Source organism: Rhodococcus sp. P4_B6 (assembly GCF_056402215.1).
On sequence record NZ_JBFUHV010000016.1, the window covers coordinates 89,079 to 114,003 of the forward strand.

The 24,925-nt window shown below is 66.1% G+C and carries 27 protein-coding genes and 2 pseudogenes; 16 read left to right on the top strand and 13 right to left on the bottom strand.

The features are described from left to right. Window positions 1–274 precede the first annotated feature (274 nt). The 6 genes from AC1DWT_RS10765 to AC1DWT_RS10790 form a co-directional block, all read right to left on the bottom strand. On the bottom strand, window positions 275–1,306 hold the full coding sequence (locus tag AC1DWT_RS10765) for an IS110 family RNA-guided transposase (protein WP_477920523.1): 1,032 nt from the start codon (window positions 1,304–1,306) through the stop codon (window positions 275–277). Window positions 1,307–1,381: 75 nt separating this feature from the next. Next, window positions 1,382–2,527, bottom strand: a complete 1,146-nt coding sequence (locus AC1DWT_RS10770) for an alpha/beta hydrolase (RefSeq protein ID WP_477920525.1) — start codon at window positions 2,525–2,527, stop codon at window positions 1,382–1,384. Between the two features lie 322 nt (window positions 2,528–2,849). Continuing rightward, window positions 2,850–4,106: an MFS transporter gene (locus AC1DWT_RS10775; protein ID WP_477920527.1), complete on the bottom strand. Its 1,257-nt coding sequence runs from the start codon at window positions 4,104–4,106 to the stop codon at window positions 2,850–2,852. A gap of 269 nt (window positions 4,107–4,375) precedes the next feature. Next, window positions 4,376–4,543, bottom strand: coding sequence for a hypothetical protein (locus AC1DWT_RS10780; protein ID WP_477920529.1), 168 nt, complete (start codon window positions 4,541–4,543; stop codon window positions 4,376–4,378). Between the two features lie 8 nt (window positions 4,544–4,551). Further along, entirely contained in the window at window positions 4,552–5,592 is a 1,041-nt protein-coding gene (locus AC1DWT_RS10785; RefSeq protein ID WP_477920531.1) for an NAD(P)-dependent alcohol dehydrogenase, read from the bottom strand. Window positions 5,593–5,704: 112 nt separating this feature from the next. After that, window positions 5,705–6,166: a MerR family transcriptional regulator gene (locus AC1DWT_RS10790; protein ID WP_477920533.1), complete on the bottom strand. Its 462-nt coding sequence runs from the start codon at window positions 6,164–6,166 to the stop codon at window positions 5,705–5,707. A gap of 205 nt (window positions 6,167–6,371) precedes the next feature. Here AC1DWT_RS10790 and AC1DWT_RS10795 point away from each other — a divergent pair, with 205 nt between their 5' ends. After that, window positions 6,372–6,818 carry a hypothetical protein gene (locus tag AC1DWT_RS10795; protein WP_477920535.1) on the top strand — a complete coding sequence of 149 codons (447 nt, stop codon included), beginning with the start codon at window positions 6,372–6,374 and terminating at the stop codon, window positions 6,816–6,818. After that, a complete protein-coding gene (locus AC1DWT_RS10800; protein WP_477920537.1) occupies window positions 6,808–7,689 on the top strand; it encodes a hypothetical protein in 882 nt (293 codons plus the stop codon). The genes AC1DWT_RS10795 and AC1DWT_RS10800 overlap by 11 nt, the downstream gene beginning before the upstream one ends. A 155-nt stretch (window positions 7,690–7,844) precedes the next feature. Here AC1DWT_RS10800 and AC1DWT_RS10805 read toward each other — a convergent pair whose 3' ends face one another. Further along, complete coding sequence (locus AC1DWT_RS10805; protein ID WP_477920539.1) at window positions 7,845–8,135, bottom strand: DUF4193 domain-containing protein; 291 nt, start codon at window positions 8,133–8,135, stop codon at window positions 7,845–7,847. 111 nt (window positions 8,136–8,246) lie between these two features. Between AC1DWT_RS10805 and AC1DWT_RS10810 the strand changes: the two are divergent. Next, a pseudogene (locus AC1DWT_RS10810) lies at window positions 8,247–8,404 on the top strand (DDE-type integrase/transposase/recombinase); the annotation flags it as partial. 230 nt (window positions 8,405–8,634) lie between these two features. On the opposite strand, the gene AC1DWT_RS10815 reads toward AC1DWT_RS10810, so the two are convergent. Then, window positions 8,635–9,129, bottom strand: coding sequence for an N-formylglutamate amidohydrolase (locus AC1DWT_RS10815; protein WP_477920540.1), 495 nt, complete (start codon window positions 9,127–9,129; stop codon window positions 8,635–8,637). Window positions 9,130–9,293: 164 nt separating this feature from the next. Here AC1DWT_RS10815 and AC1DWT_RS10820 point away from each other — a divergent pair, with 164 nt between their 5' ends. The 3 genes from AC1DWT_RS10820 to AC1DWT_RS10830 all read left to right on the top strand — a co-directional run bounded on the left by AC1DWT_RS10820 (window position 9,294) and on the right by AC1DWT_RS10830 (window position 11,459). Next, window positions 9,294–9,464 carry a hypothetical protein gene (locus AC1DWT_RS10820; RefSeq protein WP_477920541.1) on the top strand — a complete coding sequence of 57 codons (171 nt, stop codon included), beginning with the start codon at window positions 9,294–9,296 and terminating at the stop codon, window positions 9,462–9,464. A gap of 188 nt (window positions 9,465–9,652) precedes the next feature. Further along, the gene (locus AC1DWT_RS10825; RefSeq protein WP_477920543.1) at window positions 9,653–9,838 is read left to right on the top strand and encodes a hypothetical protein; all 186 of its coding nucleotides are present in this window, start codon (window positions 9,653–9,655) and stop codon (window positions 9,836–9,838) included. Window positions 9,839–10,307: 469 nt separating this feature from the next. After that, window positions 10,308–11,459: an Lsr2 family DNA-binding protein gene (locus AC1DWT_RS10830; protein WP_477920545.1), complete on the top strand. Its 1,152-nt coding sequence runs from the start codon at window positions 10,308–10,310 to the stop codon at window positions 11,457–11,459. 1,096 nt (window positions 11,460–12,555) lie between these two features. On the opposite strand, the gene AC1DWT_RS10835 is transcribed toward AC1DWT_RS10830, so the two are convergent. Further along, window positions 12,556–13,953, bottom strand: a complete 1,398-nt coding sequence (locus tag AC1DWT_RS10835) for an exodeoxyribonuclease VII large subunit (protein ID WP_477920547.1) — start codon at window positions 13,951–13,953, stop codon at window positions 12,556–12,558. A gap of 295 nt (window positions 13,954–14,248) precedes the next feature. On the opposite strand from AC1DWT_RS10835, the gene AC1DWT_RS10840 reads away from it, so the two are divergent. The 4 genes from AC1DWT_RS10840 to AC1DWT_RS10855 all read left to right on the top strand — a co-directional run bounded on the left by AC1DWT_RS10840 (window position 14,249) and on the right by AC1DWT_RS10855 (window position 16,941). Next, window positions 14,249–14,875 (top strand): hypothetical protein, encoded by a 627-nt coding sequence (locus AC1DWT_RS10840; protein ID WP_477920549.1) that lies wholly within the window; start codon window positions 14,249–14,251, stop codon window positions 14,873–14,875. Next, window positions 14,876–15,520: an RES family NAD+ phosphorylase gene (locus tag AC1DWT_RS10845; protein ID WP_477920551.1), complete on the top strand. Its 645-nt coding sequence runs from the start codon at window positions 14,876–14,878 to the stop codon at window positions 15,518–15,520. A gap of 269 nt (window positions 15,521–15,789) precedes the next feature. Continuing rightward, the gene (locus AC1DWT_RS10850; protein WP_477920553.1) at window positions 15,790–16,248 is read left to right on the top strand and encodes a hypothetical protein; all 459 of its coding nucleotides are present in this window, start codon (window positions 15,790–15,792) and stop codon (window positions 16,246–16,248) included. Between the two features lie 267 nt (window positions 16,249–16,515). Continuing rightward, a complete protein-coding gene (locus tag AC1DWT_RS10855) occupies window positions 16,516–16,941 on the top strand; it encodes a hypothetical protein (protein ID WP_477920555.1) in 426 nt (141 codons plus the stop codon). Window positions 16,942–17,642: 701 nt separating this feature from the next. Here the strand turns inward: AC1DWT_RS10855 and AC1DWT_RS10860 are convergent. Then, window positions 17,643–18,197 carry a hypothetical protein gene (locus AC1DWT_RS10860; RefSeq protein ID WP_477920557.1) on the bottom strand — a complete coding sequence of 185 codons (555 nt, stop codon included), beginning with the start codon at window positions 18,195–18,197 and terminating at the stop codon, window positions 17,643–17,645. A 328-nt stretch (window positions 18,198–18,525) separates the two neighbouring features. Between AC1DWT_RS10860 and AC1DWT_RS10865 the strand changes: the two genes are divergently transcribed. Then, a complete protein-coding gene (locus tag AC1DWT_RS10865; protein WP_477920558.1) occupies window positions 18,526–19,509 on the top strand; it encodes a hypothetical protein in 984 nt (327 codons plus the stop codon). A 23-nt stretch (window positions 19,510–19,532) separates the two neighbouring features. Here AC1DWT_RS10865 and AC1DWT_RS10870 read toward each other — a convergent pair whose 3' ends face one another. Together AC1DWT_RS10870 and AC1DWT_RS10875 are read right to left on the bottom strand one after the other, a co-directional pair. Then, on the bottom strand, window positions 19,533–20,030 hold the full coding sequence (locus AC1DWT_RS10870) for a hypothetical protein (protein WP_477920560.1): 498 nt from the start codon (window positions 20,028–20,030) through the stop codon (window positions 19,533–19,535). Between the two features lie 2 nt (window positions 20,031–20,032). Next, entirely contained in the window at window positions 20,033–21,448 is a 1,416-nt protein-coding gene (locus tag AC1DWT_RS10875; protein ID WP_477920562.1) for a TerD family protein, read from the bottom strand. A gap of 357 nt (window positions 21,449–21,805) precedes the next feature. Here AC1DWT_RS10875 and AC1DWT_RS10880 point away from each other — a divergent pair, with 357 nt between their 5' ends. Then, the gene (locus AC1DWT_RS10880) at window positions 21,806–22,381 is read left to right on the top strand and encodes a TerD family protein (RefSeq protein ID WP_317763229.1); all 576 of its coding nucleotides are present in this window, start codon (window positions 21,806–21,808) and stop codon (window positions 22,379–22,381) included. 111 nt (window positions 22,382–22,492) lie between these two features. On the opposite strand, the gene AC1DWT_RS10885 is transcribed toward AC1DWT_RS10880, so the two are convergent. Beyond that, complete coding sequence (locus AC1DWT_RS10885) at window positions 22,493–22,702, bottom strand: hypothetical protein (protein ID WP_477920564.1); 210 nt, start codon at window positions 22,700–22,702, stop codon at window positions 22,493–22,495. A gap of 82 nt (window positions 22,703–22,784) precedes the next feature. Between AC1DWT_RS10885 and AC1DWT_RS10890 the strand changes: the two genes are divergently transcribed. From AC1DWT_RS10890 to AC1DWT_RS10905, 4 genes and pseudogenes are all read left to right on the top strand, one after another. After that, window positions 22,785–23,111 carry a DUF2510 domain-containing protein gene (locus tag AC1DWT_RS10890; protein ID WP_477920566.1) on the top strand — a complete coding sequence of 109 codons (327 nt, stop codon included), beginning with the start codon at window positions 22,785–22,787 and terminating at the stop codon, window positions 23,109–23,111. A 50-nt stretch (window positions 23,112–23,161) separates the two neighbouring features. Continuing rightward, on the top strand, window positions 23,162–23,323 hold the full coding sequence (locus tag AC1DWT_RS10895; protein ID WP_477920567.1) for a hypothetical protein: 162 nt from the start codon (window positions 23,162–23,164) through the stop codon (window positions 23,321–23,323). Between the two features lie 300 nt (window positions 23,324–23,623). After that, a complete protein-coding gene (locus tag AC1DWT_RS10900; RefSeq protein WP_477920569.1) occupies window positions 23,624–23,821 on the top strand; it encodes a hypothetical protein in 198 nt (65 codons plus the stop codon). A gap of 465 nt (window positions 23,822–24,286) precedes the next feature. Then, window positions 24,287–24,925: pseudogene (locus tag AC1DWT_RS10905) on the top strand (hypothetical protein); the annotation flags it as partial.

Here is a 24,925-nt window from a genome sequence, read left to right on the forward strand (position 1 = left end):
TGAGGACGAACGGTCTTGACCGTGGCCCGGCCCGGCGCAGACTGGTCATCGGCCCCGGAAGCGATGAATTCGGTTGTGGGAGTGAACGGTCTCCAATGTAATGCGGGTGGTTGGGGCAGGCCGGGTTTCCTCGGCTGTCGGTCATCCCTTCGCCCGGGGGTGCGGGCATGGAGCGGTGCGCTGGCAATACGCGGGGTCAATCAGATCCGCGACCACGCCGATGACACGGGAGTCAGACCTGACAACGGCCGCGCGCGTGTTGCGTCCGGGGTGCTCACGCCGCCGCCTTGTGGCGGGTCAACGCGCGGATCTCTCCGTCGCGCAGCCCGTAGTAGACGAGGGTGAGCAGTTTGCGGGCCGCGGCGACCTTGGCAATGTTCCTGCCGCGGCGGGCCTCGATGCGTTTGCGGTCGACCGAGATCTTCGTGCCGGCCGGTTGCCGCTGGATGGCCTCCACCGCCGCCCAGCGCACCAGCTTGGAACCCTGTTTCGTGATGTGCCCGCGGTGGACGACGGTGTCGGACTCGCGGTGCTTGGGCGTCAGGCCGGCCCACGAACACAGGTGACTGGGGTCGGCGAAGCGGTGCACGTCCCCGATCTCCGCGACGAACACGGCACCGAAGGTGGGACCGACCCCGGGCAGCTGCTGAATCGCCCGATAACCAGGATGGTCACGCAACTCGGTGGCAATCTGGTCGAAGAATCGTCTCTCGTGCGCGTCGAGGACGTCGATCAGCTCGAGCAGCGAAATCACCCGCTGCGCGTACGCGACGCCGAGCGGGACCTGCGTCAGACGCTCACGTCCCTCGACGCCGAACAGGTCCGATACCGGGATCAACACCCCGGCTTTGGCGAGCACCGAGTGCACCTGGGCCTTGAGGCTCGACCGCATCGCGACGAGCTTGGCTCTGTAGCGAACCAGTTCCCGCAGTTCCCGCGTCGGCGGCGGGGCGATCCACGCCTCGGGCAACCGGTTCATCCGCAACAGATCCGCCAGATCCCTGGCGTCACGAACGTCGTTCTTCACCCGCCTGTACCGGAATCCCTTGACACCCAAAGGATGTGCAAGATGCACCGTGGCACCGGCTCCCTGCAGGGTGTCGACCGCCCAGTACCAGCCATAGGTTGCTTCCAGTACCACCTCCGGATGCTCTCCGGCCTTCTCGAGCTGCAGGGCCAGTGAGGCGGGGTCGTTGACGATTCGCACCACCGCGAGTTGCTCACCGGAATCGGTTTGCCGGACGATCACCGAGCGTTGCCGGTGCAGATCGATCCCGACAAACTGTTTTCCGTCATACTCACTCATAGGGGCCTCCTCCGACACGTGTGGACACCCCCAGCATTCGCCGGGAACCACGAGGAGCGGGAGGCCCCGCCCCTTTCATCGCATCAGGTTTGTGCGGAAGAACTCGGTCAGTCTGTCGAATGGGATGAGGTTGACCCGATCGTAGAGGTCGACGTGTCCGGCACCGGGGACGATCAGCAGTTCCTTGCCTTCACCGGCGGCCTGGTAGGCGTCTTCGCTGAACTCGCGGGAGTGGGCGTTCTCGCCGGTGATGAACAGCATCGGCCGCGGGGAGATGGTCTCGATATCAGCGAACGGGTAGTAGTTCATGAACTTAATGTTGCTGGTCATTGTGCGGTGGGTGGTGGTGTCGGGGCTGTATCCGCGGGAGGTGCGGTAGAAGTCGTAGAACTCGCGATCGACGGCGCTGGACTGGTCGGTGAGCTGTTCCGGGGCCCCGGTCGCCCATTCTGTTGCGCCGCCGGTGAATTCCCGATCACGCTGCTGTGCGGCCTGGACGATGATGGCCAGCCGCTGCTCCGGGGTCACTGCATTGCGAAGCCCATCGCGGTTGACCGCGCCCATGTCGTACATGCTGACCGTCGCGACGGCTTTGATGCGCGGGTCGAGCTTGGCGGCGCTGACGACGAATCCGCCGCTGCCGCAGATGCCGATCGCGCCGATCCGTCTGGGGTCGACGACGCTCTGGGTGCGCAGGAAGTCCACCGCGGCGCTGAAGTCCTCGGCGTAGACGTCGGGTGAGACGACGTTGTCGGGCAGTCCTTCGCTTTCACCAAAGCCCGACAGATCGAACGATAGGGTCACGAATCCCTGCTCGGCCATCTTCGTCGCATAGAGGTTGGCGGACTGCTCCTTGACCGCGCCCATTGGATGACCCACCACCATGGCGGGATTCTTCGCATCGCGGTCTATGTTCTTCGGCACGAATAGATTGCCGACCACATTCATCTGGTACTGGTTGGTAAACGATATCTTCTGCACGTCGACCTGGTCGCTGGTGTAGAAGTTGTTCGCTCCGTTGGACATGTCACCAGCGGGCAAATCCGCCGCCGGCTGGGCCACCGGCGCCGGGGGCGCGCCGGCCTGCTCGGACGGAGCGCAACCGGACGCGACGAGCACACCGATCACGGCGGCGCCGGCACCGGCCAGCTGCAGCAAGCCCGGGCGTGTGCGTTCCCTTCTGGTGACGGCGTTCGCGGGGGTATCGGGCATGGTGTTCATTATCGTGGTTCTCCGTGTGTGTGATTGGACCGGCACTGCCGGGGGACGCTAATGCGGCGGCTTCGATCGGACGGTGGGAGAGGGGTTTGGTGGGCGTGGCGCACGTCCATGGCTTGGTGCGTCTGTGGCCCTGGTCGAGGGTCTTTCGCAGCGAGATGAGGTCGATCAGCTTGACTCGATTCGATTCTCCACCACTCTGACTGGGTCCGGGAGGGCCCAGCTGACCCCCCTCAGCTTGCCGCTCGAAACAGCGACCACGGCATAGCTCCGTGGACGGGGTGAGAAACCCGAAGACTTGTCACAGTTGGCGAACCGCCGTCAGTTAGACAGGAGCCGACAGCGGTTCAGTCGCCGCCGCCTCGCGCCGCCGGATGATCTGCGCCAGCACGAGGGTGGGGATCAGGGTGAGCGCGACGATGACGGTGCCGACGGCTGCCGGGCCGTCGAGGCCGAGTGGCGAGGTCAGTGCGGCGCCCGCAATCGGTGTGGCGACGGCGGTGCCGACATTGAATGCGGAGACGCTCAGCGCGGAGCCGAGTGTTGCTGCCTTTCCGGCGAATCGGACGGCGAGGTGGATCAGCACGCTGTTGGCGCTCAGGCCGAACACTCCCAGCAGGACGACCGCGGCGATCATCGCCCAGGACGATTCGGACAGCAGGAAGATGGCGAGCATCAGCGCGGTGGTGATCGCGGGAGTGACGATCGTGACGGCGTGCGGGCGGGTGTCACCGAGGCGTCCGCCGATGAGGGTTCCGATGAAAGAGCCGACGCCGAACCCGGTGAGCACGAGCGGCACCATGGATGCGGGCACGCCGGCTCGGTCTGTCAGCAGCGGCGCGATGAACGAGTAGACCGCGAGCACTCCGCCGCTCGTGGTGGCGCAGGAGAGGAGGACGAGCCATAACCGGGCGGGGCGAAGACTGGCGAGCTGAGAGCCGATGGACGAGGGCGTGTGGTCGGGAGCGTCGGCCGGCACCCGGCGGATGACGAGAACGGTCACCAGGGCGGCGGCGAACGCCAACGCCCAGAAGGTGCCCCGCCAGCCGACGAGCTGAGCGAGGTAGGCGCCGAGCGGAACGCCGAGCACGGTAGCCAGCGAGCCGCCGGCGCCGACGATGCCGACCGCGCGGGAACCCAGCGAGGGCCCGGCGGCACGGGTGGCGACTACGGCGGCCACCGCCCAGAAGGCACCCGTCGCCAGGGCGGTGATGAAGCGCGCGAGCATGATCTGCGTGAAGTCGGCACCGACGGCCACGAAGATGTGGCCGGCGACGAAGATGACGAGCGCGAGGATCAGCGTCAGCCGCGTGGACAGGCGCAACGTCAGCATCGTCATCAACGGTGCGCCGACGACCATCCCGATCGCGAAGACGGTGATCAGCGAACCCGCCTGGGCGAGCGAGATCTGCAGGTCCGCAGCGACCTCGGGGAGGATGCCGACGACCACGAACTCCGTGGTGAGCATGAGGAACGTCCCCAGCGCCAGAATGTAGACGACGAGCGGGAGACGGGCGGAGGCGGTCGCCTCGGTTTCGTTGCCGGACCGGTGGTGGGTGGTCAGAACGGTGTGGTCCTGCATGAAAAACTCGTGGTTCCTTTTGGTAGTGCGGGTATCGGTGCGCGCGGGGCGGCATCGTTTGTGGCCGGACGGGCTCCGGCCACAAACGATCGGCTGCAACCCGCGACGGGCCCGCCCGAGCGCGCGAGCGCTGTGCGATCGGAGTCGGGCCCGTCGGTCACGTCGACGATGGGGCGGTTGAGGTCAGGGGTGGTGCAGGGTCTCGACGATGGACCCGTCAGGTTCTCGTCTCGGATATCCCCTCTCGCCCAATGCGGGCCCTGCAGAGATCAGCCCGTCGCCGGCGCCGTCCAGCAGGAGGTGGCCGGGGCGAACGAACGATGATCGGAGTCCCGGTCGGTGCGGGGGAGATAGATTTCGGCGTCCTCCGTCACTCGGATGGAGTGCTCGACGCCGTCACCGAAACCCTTGTCGCGCTGGGAATGCGGGCATTCCACGGGTGGGGTCAGTGCAGGGTGGTGGTGTCGATGACGAAGCGGTATCGGACGTCGGAGGCGAGGACCCGCTCGTATGCCTGGTTGATCTTGTCGGCGGGGATCACCTCGATGTCGGATCCGATGTTGTGGGTGGCGCAGAAGTCGAGCATTTCCTGGGTCAGGGCGATGCCGCCGATCATCGATCCGGCGAAGTTGCGGCGGCCGCCGATCAGTGACATCACGTGCAGGCTGAGCGGTTCGGCTGGGGCGCCGACATTGACGAGGGTGCCGTCGACGGCGAGCAGGCCCAGGTAGGCGTTGGGGTCGATGCTGGCGCTGACGGTGTTGATGATGAGGTCGAATCGTCCGGCGAGCTGCTCGAAGGTGGTGGGGTCGGAGGTGGCGTGGTAGGCGTCGGCGCCGAGGCGGAGTCCGTCCTCTTGCTTCTTCAGTGTTTGGGAGAGCACGGTGACCTCGGCGCCGAGGGCGTGGGCGATCTTGACGGCCATGTGCCCGAGCCCGCCGAGGCCGACGATGGCGACCTTCTTGCCGGGACCGGCACCCCAGCGGCGCAGCGGGGCGTAGGTGGTGATGCCGGCGCACAACAGGGGAGCTGCGGCGGCCGGGTCGAGGCTCTGCGGGACGGAAAGGACGTAGTCGGCGTCGACGACGACGTGGGTGGAGTAGCCGCCCTGGGTGGTGGTGCCGTCGCGGTCGACGCCGGCGTAGGTGGGGACCATGCCGTTGGCGCAGTACTGCTCGTCGCCGCCCTGGCAGTTGGTGCAGTGACCGCAGGAGTTGACCAGGCAGCCGACGCCGACGCGGTCCCCGACCTTGTGGCGGGTGACGTCGGCGCCGACCTCGGCGACGATGCCGACGATTTCGTGGCCGGGCACGACCGGGAAGGGTTGCGGGCCCCAGTCGCCGTTGACGGTGTGGATGTCGGAGTGGCAGATGCCGGCGTACTGGATCTCGATGAGGACGTCGTTGGGGCCGACGTCGCGGCGCTCGATGGTGGTGGGGGCCAGTGGCTGGCCGGCGGCGGGGGCGGCGTACGCGTTGACGCGCATGGCGGTACTTCCTTACTTCTGTGATGGTCATAGTGGTGGTGATCGGGGCAGGGCTGAGTGACCTGTGCCGCCTCGATTGAGGGGCGCGTACCGGGGGTGTGGTGGGTGAGGGTTAGCGCTTCTTGGTGTTGTGGAGCTCGTCGGCGAGTGCGCTCGCCTCGGCCGCGAGGAGCGCGGCCCGGGGTTCGTCGCCGGCGTCGATCGCGCGCCAGTAGTCGATCTTCAGGTCGACGTAGCGTTGACGGAGTGCGATCTGCTGGGCCTCGAGGGCGAGTTGCTGCCGGCGCTGGGTGAGCAACTCGATCTGCGCGGGGGCGGCCGTGGGTCCGAGTTGCCCGTTGGCGACGTACTCCTTCATGTCGTTGACCGACATCCCGGTCGCGGCCAGGCACGCGATGGCCACCAGCTGGCCCAGGTCATTCTCGTCGTAGACCCGGTGCTTACTGCTTTCCCCGCGGCTGACCGGCGCGATCACCCCGACCGACTCGTAGTAGCGCAGTGTGCTGGCCGGAAGTCCGGTCAGGGCGGCGGCGTCCTTGATCGTGTAGACGTGTCGGGTGGGTTGTGCACTCACCCCATCGACGCTAAGAACTTCAAGTACTTGAAGTCAAAGGTCAGATGAGTCACACCGGTGGTCCCGGACCTCGGCAGAAGTGCGCCCTCGACGGTAGGAAAACGTTCAGCTGGGCAGTTCCGCGTCCCGCCGGCGTGACCTTCCACCGGGTGGCCCTCGTAGGAGTGATACAATTTTGTATAACTGCAGTTGGAGGTGGTTCACGATGGCGTTGACGGATGTGGAGCGTGATCTGCGGGCGATCCCGGCGGAGAAGGAACTGCTGCATATCAAGTTGCTGCGTGCGGTGGCGCACGCGACGGACAATCAGGTTCCGCAGCGGGTGATCGCGAAGAATTTGGCCGTCACGCAGCCGGAGGTCAGCCGGATCGTGAAGAAGCTGCGGTTGAACCCGGCCGCCCGGGACCGCTCCCCGCGGGAGGTGCTGCTCGAGCACGCGGCGAAGAGGATCGACCACGACCGAATGATGACCGAACTGCTGGCGTGGGAGTACACCTTCGGGCACGTCCCGGGCGACGACCCGCTCGGGGAGAGCTATGTGCGGGGGACGTGGGATCAGATCGAACGCTCCCGCGACCTGCTGAGTGACGACGACTACCGGGTGCTGCTCGCGGCCACGGCCGAACGGCGTGCGCAGGCGAATGCAGTCTGACCCCGCTGCTGTCGCCGCCGACCTCGAGGCCTGGTGCCGGCCCGGCGGGATCCTCGACAAGGACGGCCCCCGCGCCTCGATCCACCTCTTCGACCCGGTTGCCCGCCGCCGCACGCGGGACGCGATCGTCGACGCCTACCTGGCCGAGCAAACCGACGTCGGGATCGGCCGCCAGTTCCTGGCGTTGGCAACCGCCGGCCCACCCGGGGTGGGGAAGTCGTCGAGTATCGACCGCCGACACCTCGCCGGACAGGGATGGCGGGTGCTCGATGCCGACAAGGTCAAGGACCATCTGCTCCGGGACGCCATCGAGCAGGCCATCTACACCGACCTGCTGAACATCGACCTCGCCGACGGGCACCGCCTGATGCCCCGCGAACTCGCCACCCTCGTGCACAACGAATCGACGAAGCTCCTCGACACCATCACCGAGATCTGCCTGTCCCGTGGGGAGAACCTGGTCCTCGAGGGCACGTTCAGCTGGCCCGGCCTCGGTCCGCGGCTCATGCGCGACCTCGCCTACGCGGACTATGAGAAGTTCACGATCCTAGACGTCGAAGCACCGGGGCACATCACCCGGGCCCGGGCCCTGACCCGGTGGTGGCGGGGCCGGCAGGAAGCGTTGCGTGGCGGTGACGGTTTCGGTGGCCGGTTCACCCCGGGGTTCGTCATCGACGCCCTCTATGCCGGCAGCTCCGTGGAGACGGTGTGCGCACGGAACGCCCGGGCCGCGTTCGATCATCCACTGTCCGCGGAGATCCCGACCGTCGAGCTGCTCGTCGAGCACGCCGACGGCGGTGACGAGACGTGGGTGAAGGAGAACGGCGTCGTGGTCTACCCGCAGGTTCCGGCCGACCGACCCGAGCCCTGACCTTTTCGTCCGTGCCACCCGCCAGGATGTGAATCCGCAACGCCTCGGCCGCGGGCCCACGGGTGACGTGAGAGGTTACTCGGCGACGGCGATGACGACCGAACTCGGGAAGCCGGGATCCCGGAGATGCGAGGCACTCCGATCGATCGACGTTCTCAGGCGCAGTCCCGGCAGACCAGCTGCTGATGATCGGCGAGGCGGCTGCGATGGTGGACCAGAAAGCAACTGGTGCAGGTGAATTCGTCCGACTGTTTGGGGATGACGCGGACGGTGAATTCTTCACCGGAGAGGTCGGCGCCGGGCAGTTCGAAGGACTCGGCGGTGTCGGCGTCCTCGACGTCCACGGCGGGGGACTGGGTGTCTTTCCGGCTGGCGGTCAGCTGTTCGAGGGAGGTGTCCGTCTCGTCGGATTCGGTGACTCGTGGTGCGTCGTAGTCGGTGGCCATGCCTGACTTTCCTCATGCTCTGGGTGTTCGGACCTGCCAGACTAGGTTGTGCGGTGCCGCGTCACGCGCTCGGGGGCATCGTGTGCTGCGACTTCAACCTCTTGGGGGGAGTATGCGCCGCAGGTGATCGTCACCGACGAACGCGACAGCTACCCGGTCGCCCACCGCGAGCTAATCGCATCGGTCGAGCATCGCCGCTCGAGGTACTCGAGCAATCGGATCGAGAACTCGCACCACCGACCAGACAGCGAGAACGCGCGACGAAACGGTCCACCGACCGCGACACCCGCAGCTTCGATCACCGGCCTCACCGAGACGATCAGCACCCGCGCTCACACTCACGCGTAACCGGGATCTCCGGCGGCTGTGACAGTGAGGTGCGCATCGTCACCGTCGTAATCGCCGGCCGTGGTTGTGGCGGCGCGCGCCGGGGTACGGGGGGACATGTCGTCATGGCAGGTCAAGAGCCGATTCGGATGCGCCGCAGCGCCGGTGATCATCAGTCCGTCGTGGGAATGGTGATCTGCTCTCTGCCGTCGATGGCCGAGAGCAGATAGTGCGGGCAGGTGAGCACCTGTCGTGGCACGGGAATCGCCTGACGGTCGGTGTCGAGGTAGAGGCGGTATGCGAGCTGCCCGTCTCGGTGGATACCGGTGTCCGGGTCGACGGCGCCGAGGAAGTATCCGTGCGAGGCGCCGGCGGTCGAGAAGATCGCCCGCGCCCACTCGGCGGGCTCGGCGGGCGGCAGATACCGTGGCCGACCCGTCTCGGCGTCGACGGTGTGCACGACGGCCGTGACCGCGAACCCGGCCACGGCCGGGAACCACTGCTCTGCCCCGACGTCGAACGCCGCGATGGAGGTGTGGATCCGTAGCTCGATGTCCGTTCCGGTGCGCGCCGCCACCGTGATGGTGTGTGGATCCGCTGCGATGTCGACGGTGGCCAGGGACGGCAGCGCCTGGTCGGCGCTGGGGTTTCCGGTGCTTGCGGACATGCGACAAAGGGTACGGGGGCCACAGCGCCCCTGCAGACGGGGCGGCGGGGGTTCACATCCCATGAAGGAAGAATCGGCCGCGTGTAACGCCCCGCCGGCCTTCGTCTCCACGTCGCCGGGCGGCACAGTTCGGATTACCGCCCACCCCAAGGCAGGATGAGACCGTGAGCGACGGAACCGCAGCAGACCTCGAGCGTGAATTCGCCATGCTCGCCTACGTACGCGACCGCCTCCGGGCTTCGGAGGGCGAAGACTTCCGTATCCCGACCACGGCCGTCGACCAGGTTCTCGATGAGCTCAACAGTCTCGAACGGTCGCCGTGGGATCCGAACTGATTCCATCCGTGCAGCGTCCGGGCATCGGTCACGGATGTGCGGGTTGGCCGTAACGGGGGCCTGGCCGCTGCCGCCACGGTCGAGTATCGAACGACTGGCATGAATTCGTCCCGGCGACGGCGGGTTCTGCGTCACACCAGTTGTCGCAGCAAGGGACTCGGCCCCGCCCCGGGGGGCCGGCACACACCATGACCTCGTTGACGTGCGGAGCGAACAGCCCGATCGACACGGCGACGACGGTGGAGGTGACCGGCGCCCGGCAGGGAACGGTCGAGCTGTTCGTCGTCCAGCTCGGGGCCGATGTGAAGGTGCGGACGGATGCCGATTTGGTGTTCTTCAACAACCCCACCACTGCCATAACGCAGTGTCCATAACCCGTAATGGGATCGTAGATCCGTTGGGAAAGTAAGGTATTAGGTGTTGCTTCCGCTCAGGCTCCTCGCGGCCGTGATGGCGGGCTCGAACACCTTCCCACCGTTATTCTGTGCTGGGCTGCGTTTCGCGTCATGGCAGTCCCTAGACCGCGGTGCAAGCCCGAAGCTTCCGCCGCGTTGACTGCCAGTCAATGAACTCAAGTGCAGCGCAACCATATTCGAACTTGTTCTTCACGCGATGAATCAGGAGTGCCAGGCCTGGTTGGTCGCAATAGTCCTGCCGTCCTCGGCACCGTCGACAGACGGTGCTCTGTGTTTGTCCTGCCGAGCGAAAGCGTGAGGGGCGCGGGGCCTCGGAGATCACTGCGGCCCGCGTGTGATTGGTCGCCGTTTCGATCCGCTGGCGTGAGTGGGCCGAAATGCCGCTACTGTGTGCGTTCGACGATTGCCTGGCGAGAAGGAGAACAATATGGCGGTATCACCGAGGGGTTCCGAAGGATCGGCGAAGAAGGCAGCAAAGGAGATTCGTGAGTGGGCGATCGGGGAGGGTTTGGAGGTGTCCTCCCGCGGTCGGATTTCGGCCGAGATCGAGCAAGCCTTCCATGACGCTCATGCGAAGAAGTCTCAGGTCAAACCGGCGGCGGCAAAGAAGACGGCTGCGAAGAAAATCGTTGCGGAGACGGCGGCTGCGAAGAAGCGGCCCGCGAAAAAGGTAGTCGAGGAAAAGGCCCCCGCAAAGAGAGCGGCGAGTAAGGCCCCAGCGAGGAAAACGACCAAGGAGATTCGTGAGTGGGCGATCGGGGAGGGTTTGGAAGTGTCCTCCCGCGGGAGGATCTCGGCCGAGATCGAGCAAGCCTTCGACGACGCTCAGACGCAGAAGGCTCAGGTCAAACCGGCGCCGGTAAAGAAGAAGGCAGCGAAGAAGCCAGCCGCCAAGAAGACCGCCACGGCAGCTCCGATCAAGACGACAGCGGCGAGCACAGCTCCGGCGGAGAAAAAGATAGGCGCGACGAAGACGGCTGCCGAGAAGCCGACCGGGACGAAGGCTGCCGTGACGACGCCGGCCACGGCGAAGGTGCCGGTGAAAAAGGCAGTAGGGAATATAGGTCCGGCGAAAACGACGAACAAGGAGATTCGTTCCTGGGCGATCGCCGATGGCCGCGAGGTATCCTCCCGCGGAAGGATTCCGGCCGAGATCGAGCAAGCCTTCCATGACGCTCAGGCGAAGAAGGCTCAGGTCAAACCGGAGCCGGTAAAGAAGACGGCCGCAAAGACGACAGCTGCCAAGAAGACGGCCGCGGCGGCTCCGGCCAAGAGGGCAGCCGCGAGCAAGGCTCCGGCGGAAAAGAAGGTAGTCGCGACGAAGACGGCCGCGACAAAGAAGGCCGGGAAGAAAACAGTCGCGGCAAAGGCAACTTCGGAGAAGTCGGCCGTGAAGAAGTCGGTCGCGGCGAAGGCTCCGGTGAAGAGGGAAGGGGTGAGTAAGGCTCCGGCGAAGAAGCCGAGGGAGATTCGTGAGTGGGCGGTCGGGGCGGGTCATGAGGTGTCCTCCCGCGGCCGGATTTCGGTCCAGATCGAGCGAGCCTTCCATGATGCTCAGGCCGCGATGCCGGTCGCGTAAGTTGCGGCAATGCCGTGATGCGCAGCGTGTCCATCGTGCCGCGAAGGCTATGAGCCTGTGGGGATCATGATCCTCGGCGGTGGGCGGTTGTCCGCGCAGCGGTGCCGGGGAGGGGTGCGAGGTATCCAGGCGAACCTGACTTGACGATTCCCGCGCGGAGTGGATCGGGAGGGTCGCATATGCGTTGGGGAACCACCGGTGACCGCGGTTGCCGCCATTTGAGCACCTACCGATGACACGATGGGCGGATGGGGAGGCAGAGCGGGATCTTCGGGGTTGTGGGTTTGGTCGTCGGGCTAGTGGCGGCGGTGGTGTTCGCCGCGTTTACATCGCGACCGTACACAATGGCGTCGTCGTTCCGGCCGGCGTGGACCGATCCATCGATTGTGGCGGCGATCGTGCTCGTCGGCGCCGCGGCGGCCGGGGCCGGCTGCGGGGTGGTGCTGTGGCTGTCCGGGTGGCGGGTGGTGCGGGACGCGGCGAGCGCGGACGAACGCCGCCGTCGGCGCACCTTCCTGCTCGGCCGGACCGTCGCCGCAGCACTCGCCGGTATCACTGTGGGGCTGTCGCCGATGCTGGTGTTGCTGTATCTCGCGTTCACCTCCGCGGTGAGCATCGCCGTGGAGTGGGCCTCGGTGTTGGTGCTCTACGCCGGCAGCGGAGTAATGGCGTACGGGTGCGCACTGCTGGGTGTGTGGTGGGTGCTGGCCGCAGCGGGTGATGATCGGCGCGGGGCGACCGTGCGGATCCTCGCGGTGTTGCTGCCGGTCGGTGCGCTGGCGGCGACCGCTGCCGGTGTGGGCGCGGCCGGGCTGTTCGGGTATTCCACCGTCCCTGCGACGTTCGTGTGCGTTATCGCGGTGGTGGCCGCGGTCCTGACGGCAACAGTGGCATTGGCTCGGGTGCTGGCCCGGGCCCCGGGGGGGGGGGGGGCGTCAGCGCTCGGTGACCTCACCCCGGCTCACCCCGAGTCATCGCGTCCTCGGCGGGCGCTGTGTTGTGGACAGTCCTTCCTGCCGAACAGCTTCATGTCGTCGCGATCGCCCCGTTCGAGGGCGCGCTCACTGTCAACATCCGCACCGGTGTTGGTGTGGTGTCAGGGTTGTGTGAGCTCTGGTGGGATGTGTGTCCAGAGGGTGCGGTATCGGTGGGGTGTGCGGGCTTTGCGGGTGGCGCGGATCCAGTCGTGTGTGTTGTGCGGTGGTCGGCGGAATCGCATCGATCGTGGTGGGGTGGTCGTGGGGGTTTTGTTGTGCCAGCATAGGGCGGCGAGGAGCAGGGTCGTGGCTCCGGTGGTGATGGGTACGGTGGGGTTCGGTGACAGCAACGCGGCCGCGGTGACTATCCCGCCGACCAGCAGTGTCGCGATGGCTGCCAGGACGCAATGGAGCTTGACTCGTGCTGCGCTGCCGGTGCGGAGTTCATCGACGTACGCGTCCCGCCAGTAGCGGGTGTTGTGGGTGGTTGCGGTGTGCCATTGGACGAGCTGGTCGTACCGTGCGCGGTAGTCCTCGGGTGCGCCGGTGGGCTGCTTCTTCGCTGCGTGCAGTCGGGTGGGCGTGGGTGTGATCTTTTTCTGTGCGGCAGTGGTTTTGTATAGGTGCCCGGCGAGTTGTGTGCCGAAGGCCGACGGTGTGGTGAACGATCCGGTGGCGGCGTAGTCGGCGTTGGTGGGCTCGTCCGCGGCGTGTCCGAGGGCGACCATCACCGGAACGCGGCAGTGGCGGATGGCGTGTGCGAGGTCGGCGTCATGGAAGGACCACAGGTCCGTCCAGTGGCCGCCGCCGCGGGTGATGACGACGAGGTCGGTGCGGCTTGGTTCGATGGTGGCGAGTTTCTTCACGAGGTGTTCGGCGATCTGGTGGCGGTTCATCGACACCACGACCGGTTCGAGGGTGGGGACACCGACTCGTACCTTGTCGAGCATCGCCTTGATGTCGGTGACGGCTTTGGAGCCGTTGGAGGAGATGACGGTGATGTGGCGGAGCTTGTCCGGCCACTTCAGGCTGGTGGGGTTGCCTTGAGTGAACAGGGACTTGGGGAAGCCGAGGGTCGCGAGCCTGTCTCGATGTGCGTTCTCGGCACAGGTCACGGGCCCCAGGTCTGTGCGTTCGGGGAAGACCTGGTTGGCGCGCAGTTGCAGAGCGCGGGTGTAGGAACTGACGGTCAAGTTTCCTGCGATGGTGACTCCGGCGCCGTTGGTGATGTGGTCGCCGAAGCGGCGTCCGACACGGTGTTTGAGGAATCCGCCTACTGCTGCGGCGACATCGTTGCTGAAGTACACGGGTATGCAGTCGACGGCGCGGCCGTGTGGGGAGGCGAGGTCCATCTGCCAGCTGCCACCGGAGAGTCGTCGGAGCTCGCGGCACTCTCCGGCGATGACGATCTGCATGTCCACGCTCTGATCGAGGTGGGTCTGGACGTACTTGCTGGTTTCTGCGACGGTCAGACTACGTCCGCGGCGTTCCGCCCATTGCGCTACTGCTGTATCCACCCCGATGAACCCTTCCTCCCCGTATGTGCCTTACTTGCCGCCCCTGCCGTGTGTGGTCGGGGCAGCGCACGACAGCCTGGCACATGGCCCCGACACCGCACGGACACGCGGATCTGCGCCGCGGGCGGACGGGCCGAGCGGACCGGTCCCTCGGCGGCAGGTGGTATCCCCCGTCGGGGGGTCATCAGGTGACTCGCCGGGCACCAGCCCGTCACGGACGCGGTAGCGACCCCTCCCGATCCGCGCTATCATATATTTGTGTGTGATAATAGGTGAAAGCGAGGGGTTGGGTGTGATGAACGAGGCCACCGATGCCAGCACCGAAGCCCGCTACCTGCGCGGCGATCTCGGGTTCGAGGATGCGCTGCGGGAGGTGACCGGCACCGACGTCGGACGCCAGTTCTTCGCCCAGATCCTGCACAGCCTCTCCGACCGGAACCCGGCAGCACCGCCGCTGTCCGACCACGACGCAGCCCTGCTCGATCGGGCCGGGTTCGTTGACGACCCGGCCGCGGCGACGGCGGCACGGGTGGACCGCGACATTCGCATGCAGGAACTGGTCCGCAGCTCCCTGTCGATCGCGGAGGCCGCGGACCGTCTCGGGGTGACCGCGGCCCGGATCCGGCAACGCCTCGGTGAGGGCACCCTGTGGGCGTTCGCGTCGGGCCGCAACCGGTTGCTGCCGCCCGCCCAGTTCACCGACACCGGTGCGGTGCCGCACCTCGACCAGGTGGCGCCGTTGCTGGCGAAGGATCTGCACCCGCTGACCGTGCAGGCATTGCTGACCCTCCCGCAACCGTCCCTGACCGTGGACGGCCGGCCGGTGTCGATCGTGGCGTGGCTGATCGGCAGCGCCGGAACCGCCGCCGACATCGAACAGGTCCGAGACGTGATCACCGCCGCCGAATGGGAATCGGCATAGATGGGGTCGATGCTGCCGACGCCCCCGACCATCGCCGACCTTCGTGATGCGGGTGTGCGCGGCGAGGAAGTGCTGGACTGGCAACCGGCAGAGGTGGTGTGGCGGGTGCATCGCACCACCGGCACCCACGTGCTGCCCTGGAATGGGATGCGCACGTTCGGGCCGATCCTGCGGTTCGACCACCACCCACCCCCGCGCGCCGAACATCCCGGCTACGGCATCTGGTACGGCGCCTCCAGTCCCCGCGGCGGGTTGGCCGAGGCGTTCCAGAGCGCCCGGGTGATCGACCGCCACCGCGGCGACCCGTATCTGACCGGGCTGCGATTCACCCGCCCGCTGAGACTGCTCGATGTGTCCGGCATCGGCGAGGGGACGTGGGCGACCCGGGTCGGCGGCAACCACGCCCTCGACTCCGCCGCGCACGGCCGAACCCAGCACTGGGCCCGCACCATTCACCGCGCCTACGACGACCTGGACGGGATCGTCTACCGCGGCCGATTCGCCGGCAGTGTCTGCATCGCGATCACCGAACGCGCCACCGACGCCTTCCCCGCGCTGCCGGCGTTGTCGCTGCCGTTGTCGCATCCCGGGTTGTCCGGGCCGATCGACAGCGCGGCCCATCAGCTCGGCTACACCATCACCTGACGCTGCGACACGCGTGGCGAACCGGTTGGGCCCGCGGCACATGTCCCGTGACCGCACGGCATCGACTGCAGCACGCTTCGGTGTCGTAGAAGGGAAGTGGGCGGCTACGTTCGTGGACTGCACGACGATGGCACGTGTGCTCGGTGTCCGTACCTCGTCATTCGGATGGTGTATTGACAACCGAAAATATTGCATCCGAGTGCATTACGGATGACGTGGGTTCCCGCCCCGCGAACCTGCGGTGCTGGCAGGTTTGGTTGGATCCAGGAATGATGACAGCTGTTCGCCTCTCGGTCGCGACCGCACTTGCCGGCCTCGTGATCATGCCTCTGGCAGCGGGAATTGCCGCCGCGGAACCTGCCTCGCTGCTGCCGCCACCGTTCACCGCGGATGTCGACGGCTCGACGATCAACATCTCACTGACCCACCCGAACGATTATGGACGGTGCGGTGCGGTGGTCCTGCCGACCGGTGCGGAGCTGGCGTGGGAGAACTACGTGTGGCCGAAACTGGAGGGTTTCGACTACGCGATCTTCCCTGCGCCGCACGAAACCAAGACCTACTCGATCCCCGATGTCGCTGTCGGTAGCTACCACGTCCTCACCGAGTGCTGGGATTCTGCTTCGTCTCAGTACGCGCGGAATGAACCGAAGGTCGTCGTTGTCGCGCCGGCGCCGGTGACTGCGCCATCGACCGGCAGTCTCGACGGCCTCAACTTTGGCAGCTAGAGGTCGTCTCATTCGATACGGCAGTGCCGCTGTCGTTGCATCGGGAGTCCCCGCCCAGCCTCACCCACCGACACAACCGGAGAAAATCATGCGTAGGAACATACTGGCAGCAGTACTTGCTGCCCCACCCTTGCGATGGGGACGGGTTGTGCATCGGAGGAATCCGCGCCGCCTCCGCAGCCCAGTGCCACCCCCACACTGACGGCAACCACAACCGTCGGGGCCACCAGCACCCCAACCGAATTGCTCCCAAGCTCCGAACCGATCGTGGACCAGGTCGCTCCCGCGCAGCCGATCGAGGTGGTGAAGACCTTTCTGTTCTGCGACGGGCACCCGCTGGTCGGGGTGTACAGCGGCTCCGACGGCCTGCAGTACTCGGTCCCGAACGACCCGCAGTGCGAGTACCTCACCGATCAGGAAACATTCGCTCCGCCGACCGAAGTGGTGAAGACCTTTCTGTTCTGCGACGGGCACCCGCTCGTTGGTGTGTACAGCGGCTCCGACGGCCGGCAGTACTCCGTTCCCAATGACCCGCAGTGCGGGCAACTCGCACCAGCCGAGACCGCGCCCCCGTACCCGACGGAGGACGAGTCGTTCATCGAAACATGCATGGGCAAGTCCGGTCAGACCCGCGAAGCATGCATCGCCGATATCCAGGACGGCATCGACAAGGGATACATACGCGTCCCGTGACCTGAATACTTCTCCGAACTGGGCGCTACCCGGAGCCTCCGGTCAGCGAAGTTCTGCTCATCGCCCGCGATCGGGGCAGGATGAGACGGTGAGCGACCGCACCGAAGCAGACCTCGAGCGTGAACTTTCCATGCTCGCCTACGTACGTGACCGTCTCCGCGCTTCGGAGGGCAACGATGTCGTATCCCCACCACCGCCGTCGACCAGGTGCTCGATGAGCTCAACAGTCTTGAGCAATCACCGTGGGATACGACATGATTCCGCTCGTTCACGGCCGCGGTGGTGGCCATGCAGGCGAACAATAGGGTTGGTCGCGCCGCCGTGACGACGTCACCATCGGGTCTGGTACGTCCGGGTACGGAAGCAGCACACGTTTCCTGCAGGATTTACGTCGTCGCGATCGTCACGCCCGTACCAGGCGGAAATGCCGGACGCGGCCTGCACGGGGCGACTCGCGGCGTCCCCGGTCGGAGCAGGACCGGGCGACTCTGGGACAGGCCCGGTCCCTCGTCATATGAAGAGCGTTTCCGTCGCCGCGCCTGAAAGCGTTGGCGTCGGCGGACGTTCCCGATGAGACCACTGGAGAACGACACGCAGATCCAAACGGCTGTCGCCCTCATCGTGCTTGCTCTGGGCTGACCCTGACTGGCTGCATCGAACCGACGCCGGCGCAGGAATTGCGGCCGATCGCTACGACAGCCTTAACCACAACGATGTTCGGGCCGAGTTCGAGGCCCTAGCGGACGCCCGATGAAGGCCTTCCCTTGGTTCGTATTGAAGGTGGGGTCAGCAGTCGCCGTCGGCGGCGGCGTAGATGGCGCGCTCGATTTCGGTGCGGTCGGCTTTCGGGATTTCGTCCCACGTGGGTCGCTGGGGTCAGCGGCTGGGACGTCGATGTCACCGGACGCTTCGAGGTCTTGAAGAAGCTCGTCGCCGCCGGTGCGTGCGAGTTCGAGCAGGCCGTCGGCGGCCTGTTTCGAGTCGAAGGGTTCGCCGACCATGTCGGCGAGTTCGCGGACCGCGTCGAAGTACTCCAGCGTGTCGTGGCACGTCTGAAGGTAGAGCGCGGTTCCGTGCAGGTCCTTCCCGCTCGTGGTCTCGGCCGCCGCGGTGGTGGTGGTGGGTGGGACGGTGATCCGTTTGATGGTGGAGTCGGCGTCCTGCGTCGAGGTGGTCGCTGACGCCGAAGCGGCGTTGCTTGCGGGGGTGGCTGAGTCGTCGCTGCAGGCGGTCAGGATCAGCGTGACCGCGCTCATGCATGTAGCGATCGAGAGGATGCGGCGGATTCGCATGTTGTGTGTCGACTGTCTGAAGTCTTGGCCGGGGGAATCTTTGAGATGACTGGGAGCTGTGGATCGGTGGGGAGCGGCTCCCTGGGAGTAGATATCAGACGTGCCGGAGGTGGAAGATAACTGGGGGGTCGCTGGCGGTAGTCGCCGGCACATGGGATGGCTTGTCGTGCCCGCGCAGGGTGCCCAGCGGTGGCGCAGTAGTGTTCTGCCGGTGTCCTTGACATCTCAGATCGAGTGGGCCGGATCGCCGTTCATGCGGTTCGCGCAGAACTCTATTCCCAACGCTGGTGCGGTGACTGCGGTTCACGACGGTGTTCGCAAGCCGGCTCTCCGGACGAAATCCAGTCATACCGGGAAGAGGCCGGACTGGGGGCTGATCGGAACTGCCATCGATTTTCGCCTGAGACTAGCGTTCACCACGGACGATCTCGTCCCGGTGTCGGCGCGGAGGGGTCATGCAGCGCTGACCAGAAACCATCCGGAAGCCGCCGCCTTGCTGGGTGAGTTGACGGCTGCGATCGCCAGCTTGCTCGCCGAGGCACCCCCACAGTCCGCCGACCGTATCGAGCTGCCCGAGTCGATCGAGAACGACCTGCTCCGCCTCTGCGTGGTCGCCGGCCAGCTGGATCAGCTCTACCGTTCGTACCTGCACGTCATCGACAAGACTCCACTTCTGGACGGCGGGAGGGCGGTGACGTTCGATCAGGCACGCGCTCAGGTGCCGTGGTTCGTCATCGCCCAACTCCACGACCAGGTCTGCGTCGCGAACACCGGACTGGGCGAGCTACGTGCCCGTGCGGGCACGGCGCGTTCGGGGATAAGCTTTTCCGGGTCTGGCGCCATCGACGGTGCCGACGCGGATCTTCTGGTCGACGGGTTGCTTCTCGACTTCAAATCCACGCACGCCGCGACGACGATCACCAAGTCCGATGTCTATCAACTTGCCGGTTATGCACTCCTGGACTTCGACGACGAACACCATATCGATCACGTCGGGATCTACTGGACGCGCCACGGCATCAAGCGCACGTTCTCGCTCCCCGGGTTCTTCGAACTGCTCGGAGCCACCGAGACGGTCCCGGAGCTCCGTGCCGGCCTGCGTGTCGAACTCGCCGCATACAACGAACAGCGCCAGCGCGCCCGGGACGCGGCGCGAAACGCCGCCGAGCACCGTGAGACTGCCGATGCCGAGGCTTCGCGCGAGGGCGGCGAGGAGATACCGGTCCGGCGCATCCATCAGACGCGGCGATGGCTGAGCCGTGTCTTTCAGCGCTGAGACCTAGTGATGCGGCAGGGTTGTCAGCTGCCGAAGAATGGCAGCCCCGGTCGGGTGGGTTCGGGTTCTGGATCCGGTTTGGTGCTCCCCTCGACGGTGAGGGTGAATTTGTCGCTGCCGGCCGCGGATTGCACGTCGCCTTGGAGCCAGCAGTACGCCTCCACCGTGTAGTCCCCGGGGTGGGGCACGGTGATGAGGAATTGTTTGGTCTCGCCGATGGATGCGCCGAAGCCGGGGACGCTGGCTTGGGGCAGGGTTGGCCACATCCATGGCATGTCGCCGCTGGTGTTCTGGTGGTCGGTCAGTTGCGGGAAGCATTCGATYCCCGGGTAKGTSAGCGGGCCGGGGTTSGGGTTGGTGACGGTGGCGYGGACGACGAGCCCGTCCGCGTCGGCGGTGATGGTCGGCGCCAGAACCGGTTCCGCGGCACTGGCGGGACCAGCACCGAGGAGAAGTRTCCCGGTGATGACGGTGAGCACACCGGYGGCACGGGCATGGCGTTTCGGAGTGTGTGGGTGCATGGTCAGTACTTTCCTGTSGGGGTGGGGCAGCGGCCGGTGTATTTGGTGAGTCCGATTCCGCGGTTCGCTKTCTTGCTGCGRCCGACGGGTCCGCCCTGAGGTTCGCGGACCCAGGTGCCGGTGGTGTCGAGTCCGGGCATSTGTTCGCTGCCGGGGTGGCTGTARCGGGTTTCGCCGTCGACGGTGAGGATGCCGTCTTGCACGTCGATGTGGGCGATGGTGGCCCAGTAGGAGTCCTGTCCGTTGCCGACGTAGACGAGGATTTCGTCGGCGTCGTCGCCGGGGAGCCCGCCGGGTGCGGCGCGACCGTATCGGATGGCGACGCGGGGGCGGCCGAAGGCGTCGATCGCGCCGGTTCCGTTGTCGACGCTTTGGTAGACGTTGACCAGGAGGTCTCCGTTCTCGGTGGGCAGGACGCGGACCTGTTCGACGGCGGGSCGGTTGCCGTTGCCGGGGCCTTTGCTGTCGCCGTCGTGGTGGATGAACGGCCACTTGTCGAGGGTGCCGCGGTGGCGGGGTTCGCCGCTGATGACGACGWACTTRTTGGTGACCTCGTCGCGGCAGAAGAAGTACACGTCGAGGTCCCCGGTCCCGTAGYGGGTGACSCGGCCATAGGGGTCGTAGTGGGCGCCGCGGCCGTCCCATTCGAGTCCGACGGTCAGCACCCAGTTGGGGTCGCCCTGGCTCTTGCGGAGGTCGATGCGGGCGGTCTTGGTGGCCGAGTCCTTCGACAGGGTGACCTTGACCTTCTCGAAGCTGATCGGCGACACCGAGACCGACGCCGGCGGTTGTGGTGGGGTGTGCGGGGGAGCGGGAGGGGCGGATGCCGCCGCGGYCACGACCGGTGGGTGCACGGGCGTGTGCTGGTGCGCCGCCGCCGGTGCGGGCGGTGCCGCTGCCGCCGGCGGCGGGGCGGGTTGGTCTGAGACGTCGACACCGTGGTGGGTGACCAGGGCYGCCAGCCCRGTGTCCCAGCCCGCCGAGACATTGCGGACCTTCCAGGTGCCCTGGCGGCGGTARACCTCGAGCAGGACCGCTGCCCGTTCGGTGGTCAGGCCGAGCGCCCGTGCGGTGACCCGCATCCCGGTCGGTTGTTCGAGGACGACCCCGAGATTGCCGGTGTGCGCGAGACTCCCGGCGACCTGCTCGTCGAGCGCCACRGCGATGGACAGTTTCTCGATGCMGGCCGGAACAGCGCGGAGGTCGAYCGTGATGCGGTCGGCGGCGACCAGTCGGACYGCACCCTCGGGGGAGGTGGGTTGGTTGAAGAAGATGAAGTCGGCRTCSGAGCGGACCCGTTGATCACCGCCGAGCTGGAAGGCCATCAGGTCGATGGCGCCCTGGCCGACGCCGGAAACGGCCACGGTCAGCGAGCCGTCGTCGATGGGGGTGTTCTGGCCGCGGGCGAGATCGGTCATGAGKTGCGGCCGGAGCCGGTCCTTTCCATCCAGGTGCTGGTGAGGTCAGAAATGGGTRTCGCGTGGGCCGCCCGCAGGGGGAGGTGGTCGACTCATGYGACCGTCGACGGACRAGGCAAACGCTCAGCCACCGAACACCCCCGCCGGRCAGCATCGCACCGAGCGATCCTGCGACCCGCGTCCTCGATCTCCGGCGTGTGCTGTCTGGCAACCGATCACGCGCTGATAGTACGGGCATCACACGGATTCACCCTGCAATGGCGTGTCCGAAACATCACGTTCTAAGGTGGGTAGCCTGAGCGTCGAATGGGGTGGGCAAACAGTGCGCATCCACACGCTGCGGGCGGAAGGATCTTCATGGGCGTCACCCTGGCCAAAGGCGGCAACGTTTCCCTCGACAAGCAGGCACCGAACCTGACCGCGGTCGCGGTGGGGTTGGGATGGGACGCACGCTCGACCACCGGTCACGACTTCGACCTCGACGCGAGTGCATTGGTGACCGGCGAGAACAAGCGGGTCCTGTCGGACCAGCACTTCGTGTTCTACAACAACCTGCGCTCACCCGACGGTTCCATCGAGCACACCGGCGACAACCTCACCGGCGACGGTGATGGCGACGACGAGGTCATCAACGTCGACCTCAAAGCGGTGCCGCCGAACGTCACCAACATCTTCTTCCCCGTCTCCATCCACGACGCACAGCAGCGGGGACAGAGCTTCGGGCAGGTCACCAACGCGTTCATCCGCGTCGTCGATCGCAGCACCGGCAACGAACTGGTGCGCTACGACCTGACCGAAGACGCCTCCATCGAGACGGCAATGGTGTTCGGGGAGTTGTATCGGCATGGCGGGGAGTGGAAGTTCCGCGCGATCGGTCAGGGCTACGCCTCCGGTCTGGCCGGGATCGCCCGAGACTACGGAGTCAACATCTAGTCCCTCGCCGGAGGTCGGTGCCGCGTCCTAGGGGCGCCGCCCTCCCCGTCAGGTGCGGCAGTGGTGACACAGATCCGGACTCTAGTTGGATGCGCTGTATCGCAGTGTCATTCACTCGATCGACACGGTGAGTGAGCCTTCGGTCACCACTTGGTCGGGCGCGTGCTCCTTCGCTCGGCCACTGCGGTGCTTGTGCCATTCGGAACGAATGCTGCAACTGTCACCGCTGGGCGCCGTCTGGCTGTCCTGGACCGTGGACGGGGCCTCCTGACCCGAGGCGCCCCACCCGCACGGGGTTCCGGTGGTCCGCTTCGTGCTCATCGAACGGACCCATCGAAAAGCTCTCGTGCGACATTTTCACTCACTATTTCTTGACCACCGCGCAACCATGAACGGAGCCCACATGCCCGACTCGGTCTCCCCCGGGTGGTACCCCAATCCATCGGGAGAACCCAACTCGGTCCGCTACTGGGACGGCCAGACGTGGACGGAGGAGCGACAACTCGACGCACCCGCCGCCCAGGCTGCGTCCACGGACACATCTGCATCGGCCCCGCCCAAGCGCAACCGCAAGGCCATGTGGATTGCAGCGGGCGCCCTGGTCGTCGTTGCGGTCATCGTCGGGTTCACCGTGTTCGGCAACAACACCGAGGACGAAGCCATCGACCGATGCACCAGCGCCGTGGCCGATCGGATGAGTCACCGAGCACGGCCGAATTCAGTGACGTAACCGCGTTCGAGACGGACAGTCTTCAGACTATGGACGAGGATTATGCGCAGTTGGACAGGTATAGCAAATACACCGAACTGAGCCGTTGGGTGGTCACCGGCGATGTAGACGCCAGCAACTCATTCGGTGCCACCGTCCGCAGTGAGTTCAACTGCAGCGCCATCGTCGGTGACGGGACCATCGCGGGAGTCGAGATCGGCTACATCGAGTAATTCCCGGACCCGGAAAGTCGGCCGCCAACGTCACGTTCGGCCGTCGAACCTACACATCGGCTGATCCTGCGTCTGGCCGTCATATCGTGCTCGCCTTCCGTCAGTGAGGCCGGAGTACCTGTTATGTCCGGCCCGTCTGGTATCAATTTTCACGGGGTTCGTAACGAACGTGATGGTGCGGGGCGGCTCCCATGATCGCCCCACAGTCCACACTCCTGACAGGCCACCACCAGACATGCGAATCCGAAGCACCCTTTCGCGCGCAACGCACATCGGCATGCTCGCGCTGTACCTCACTGCGTGCAGCGACGACTCGGCCGCAATCGCAGGCCACGCGTCRCCGGCACCGTCGGCCAGCCCGACGGTGGACCCCGAGTTCACAGTCACGCGGATTACCGCACCTCCCACAACCAGAACGGCGGCAGCGGCACCGTCGGCGACGAGAAGCCCGAACACAAGTGCGCCTACCTCGACGTCGGCGCCCGTGTCCGCGAGTGATGTTTTCACTGAGACGTGCAACGAGATGGGCCCAATATTCGAGGCTCGCGCTGAATTGCATGCCTCCCAGACGGATCAGAATGAGTTCGCCGAGGCGATGCTGCAAGAACTGCGACAGTCTCCGGAATGGGATGCGCACAGCCGTGTCGACCAGGCCGCAGTGACGAAGGCCGTCCATGCTGCAGCGAACGGTGACTGCTGAGCGATTCGCCTCTGCTTGCGGCGCTGCCGTGCCATGGTCGCCCGCGAATCTATGGGTCCTCATTCATGGATGCAGTGGGAAGAATTCGATGGGTAGTGGGGCGGCCGCTGATGTGGCGGGCAGCGCGAAGCAAGGTGTCATTCGGATGAATGACACTGATGTGCAGGGTGACTGACACACCACCGCGGTTCGGGGGTGTCCGAGCGTCGGTGTCGGACCGGTCGGTGATACTTGCAGTTCTTGATGGGTGGAAGGGGGTGGTCATGTCTCCGAGTGATGGTGATCCGATCGGCACGTTGGAGTGGTCGGAGTCGGTGGCGTTGGCGGCGATGCAGGTGTCGTTGATGCGCTCGGACATCGCCGCGACGAAGTCCGACAAGTCCGTGGCCGTCAGGGAGGCGGTGCTCGGCGATGCCGTGACGGACTTCCGGAAGGTGGCCGCCGAGGATCGCCCGGATCGACCGGATTGGTTGACGGCCCTGGTGGTGGACATGGATACCCAGGAGGCGGCGGATGCTATCGCCGAGCACGCCCGGCGCCTCCCGCAGCTGTTTGACTCGCGGGAGCGGTCGTTGTTGGTGCTGGTCGATCTCGTTTTGTTCGATCCGTGGCTGGCGAAAGCGTCCTGGCACACCGCGACCCACCGCACAACCCTCGAGGCGTTGGTGGACGATTTCCCGCATCTCGACCGGACCGATCTGGACCGGATGCGCGAGGAACACAAACTCCTGCTCCGCCGGCTACGCCGCAAGAGTGTGCATTGGGGCAAGGTGGCCGTCATCGGTGCGGCCGGCTTGGCGGCCGGGGTTGCCACCGGTGGGTGGGCGGCACCGGCGATCGGCGCCGCGATCGGCAGCGCCGCCGGGCTGACCGGGGCGGCAGCGACCTCGGCCGGGTTGGCC

Excerpts from the sequence above, each read along its gene's own strand:
- AC1DWT_RS10845 (WP_477920551.1), top strand. The coding sequence starts at position 14,876 with ATGGGGTCGATGCTGCCGACGCCCCCGACCATCGCCGACCTTCGTGAT.
- AC1DWT_RS10765 (WP_477920523.1), bottom strand. The coding sequence starts at position 1,306 with ATGAGTGAGTATGACGGAAAACAGTTTGTCGGGATCGATCTGCACCGG.
- AC1DWT_RS10800 (WP_477920537.1), top strand. The coding sequence starts at position 6,808 with ATGCAGTCTGACCCCGCTGCTGTCGCCGCCGACCTCGAGGCCTGGTGC.
- AC1DWT_RS10825 (WP_477920543.1), top strand. The coding sequence starts at position 9,653 with ATGACCTCGTTGACGTGCGGAGCGAACAGCCCGATCGACACGGCGACG.
- AC1DWT_RS10880 (WP_317763229.1), top strand. The coding sequence starts at position 21,806 with ATGGGCGTCACCCTGGCCAAAGGCGGCAACGTTTCCCTCGACAAGCAG.
- AC1DWT_RS10890 (WP_477920566.1), top strand. The coding sequence starts at position 22,785 with ATGCCCGACTCGGTCTCCCCCGGGTGGTACCCCAATCCATCGGGAGAA.
- AC1DWT_RS10840 (WP_477920549.1), top strand. The coding sequence starts at position 14,249 with ATGAACGAGGCCACCGATGCCAGCACCGAAGCCCGCTACCTGCGCGGC.
- AC1DWT_RS10795 (WP_477920535.1), top strand. The coding sequence starts at position 6,372 with ATGGCGTTGACGGATGTGGAGCGTGATCTGCGGGCGATCCCGGCGGAG.
- AC1DWT_RS10805 (WP_477920539.1), bottom strand. The coding sequence starts at position 8,135 with ATGGCCACCGACTACGACGCACCACGAGTCACCGAATCCGACGAGACG.
- AC1DWT_RS10860 (WP_477920557.1), bottom strand. The coding sequence starts at position 18,197 with ATGAGCGCGGTCACGCTGATCCTGACCGCCTGCAGCGACGACTCAGCC.
- AC1DWT_RS10785 (WP_477920531.1), bottom strand. The coding sequence starts at position 5,592 with ATGCGCGTCAACGCGTACGCCGCCCCCGCCGCCGGCCAGCCACTGGCC.
- AC1DWT_RS10775 (WP_477920527.1), bottom strand. The coding sequence starts at position 4,106 with ATGCAGGACCACACCGTTCTGACCACCCACCACCGGTCCGGCAACGAA.
- AC1DWT_RS10770 (WP_477920525.1), bottom strand. The coding sequence starts at position 2,527 with ATGAACACCATGCCCGATACCCCCGCGAACGCCGTCACCAGAAGGGAA.
- AC1DWT_RS10830 (WP_477920545.1), top strand. The coding sequence starts at position 10,308 with ATGGCGGTATCACCGAGGGGTTCCGAAGGATCGGCGAAGAAGGCAGCA.
- AC1DWT_RS10885 (WP_477920564.1), bottom strand. The coding sequence starts at position 22,702 with ATGAGCACGAAGCGGACCACCGGAACCCCGTGCGGGTGGGGCGCCTCG.
- AC1DWT_RS10815 (WP_477920540.1), bottom strand. The coding sequence starts at position 9,129 with ATGTCCGCAAGCACCGGAAACCCCAGCGCCGACCAGGCGCTGCCGTCC.
- AC1DWT_RS10850 (WP_477920553.1), top strand. The coding sequence starts at position 15,790 with ATGATGACAGCTGTTCGCCTCTCGGTCGCGACCGCACTTGCCGGCCTC.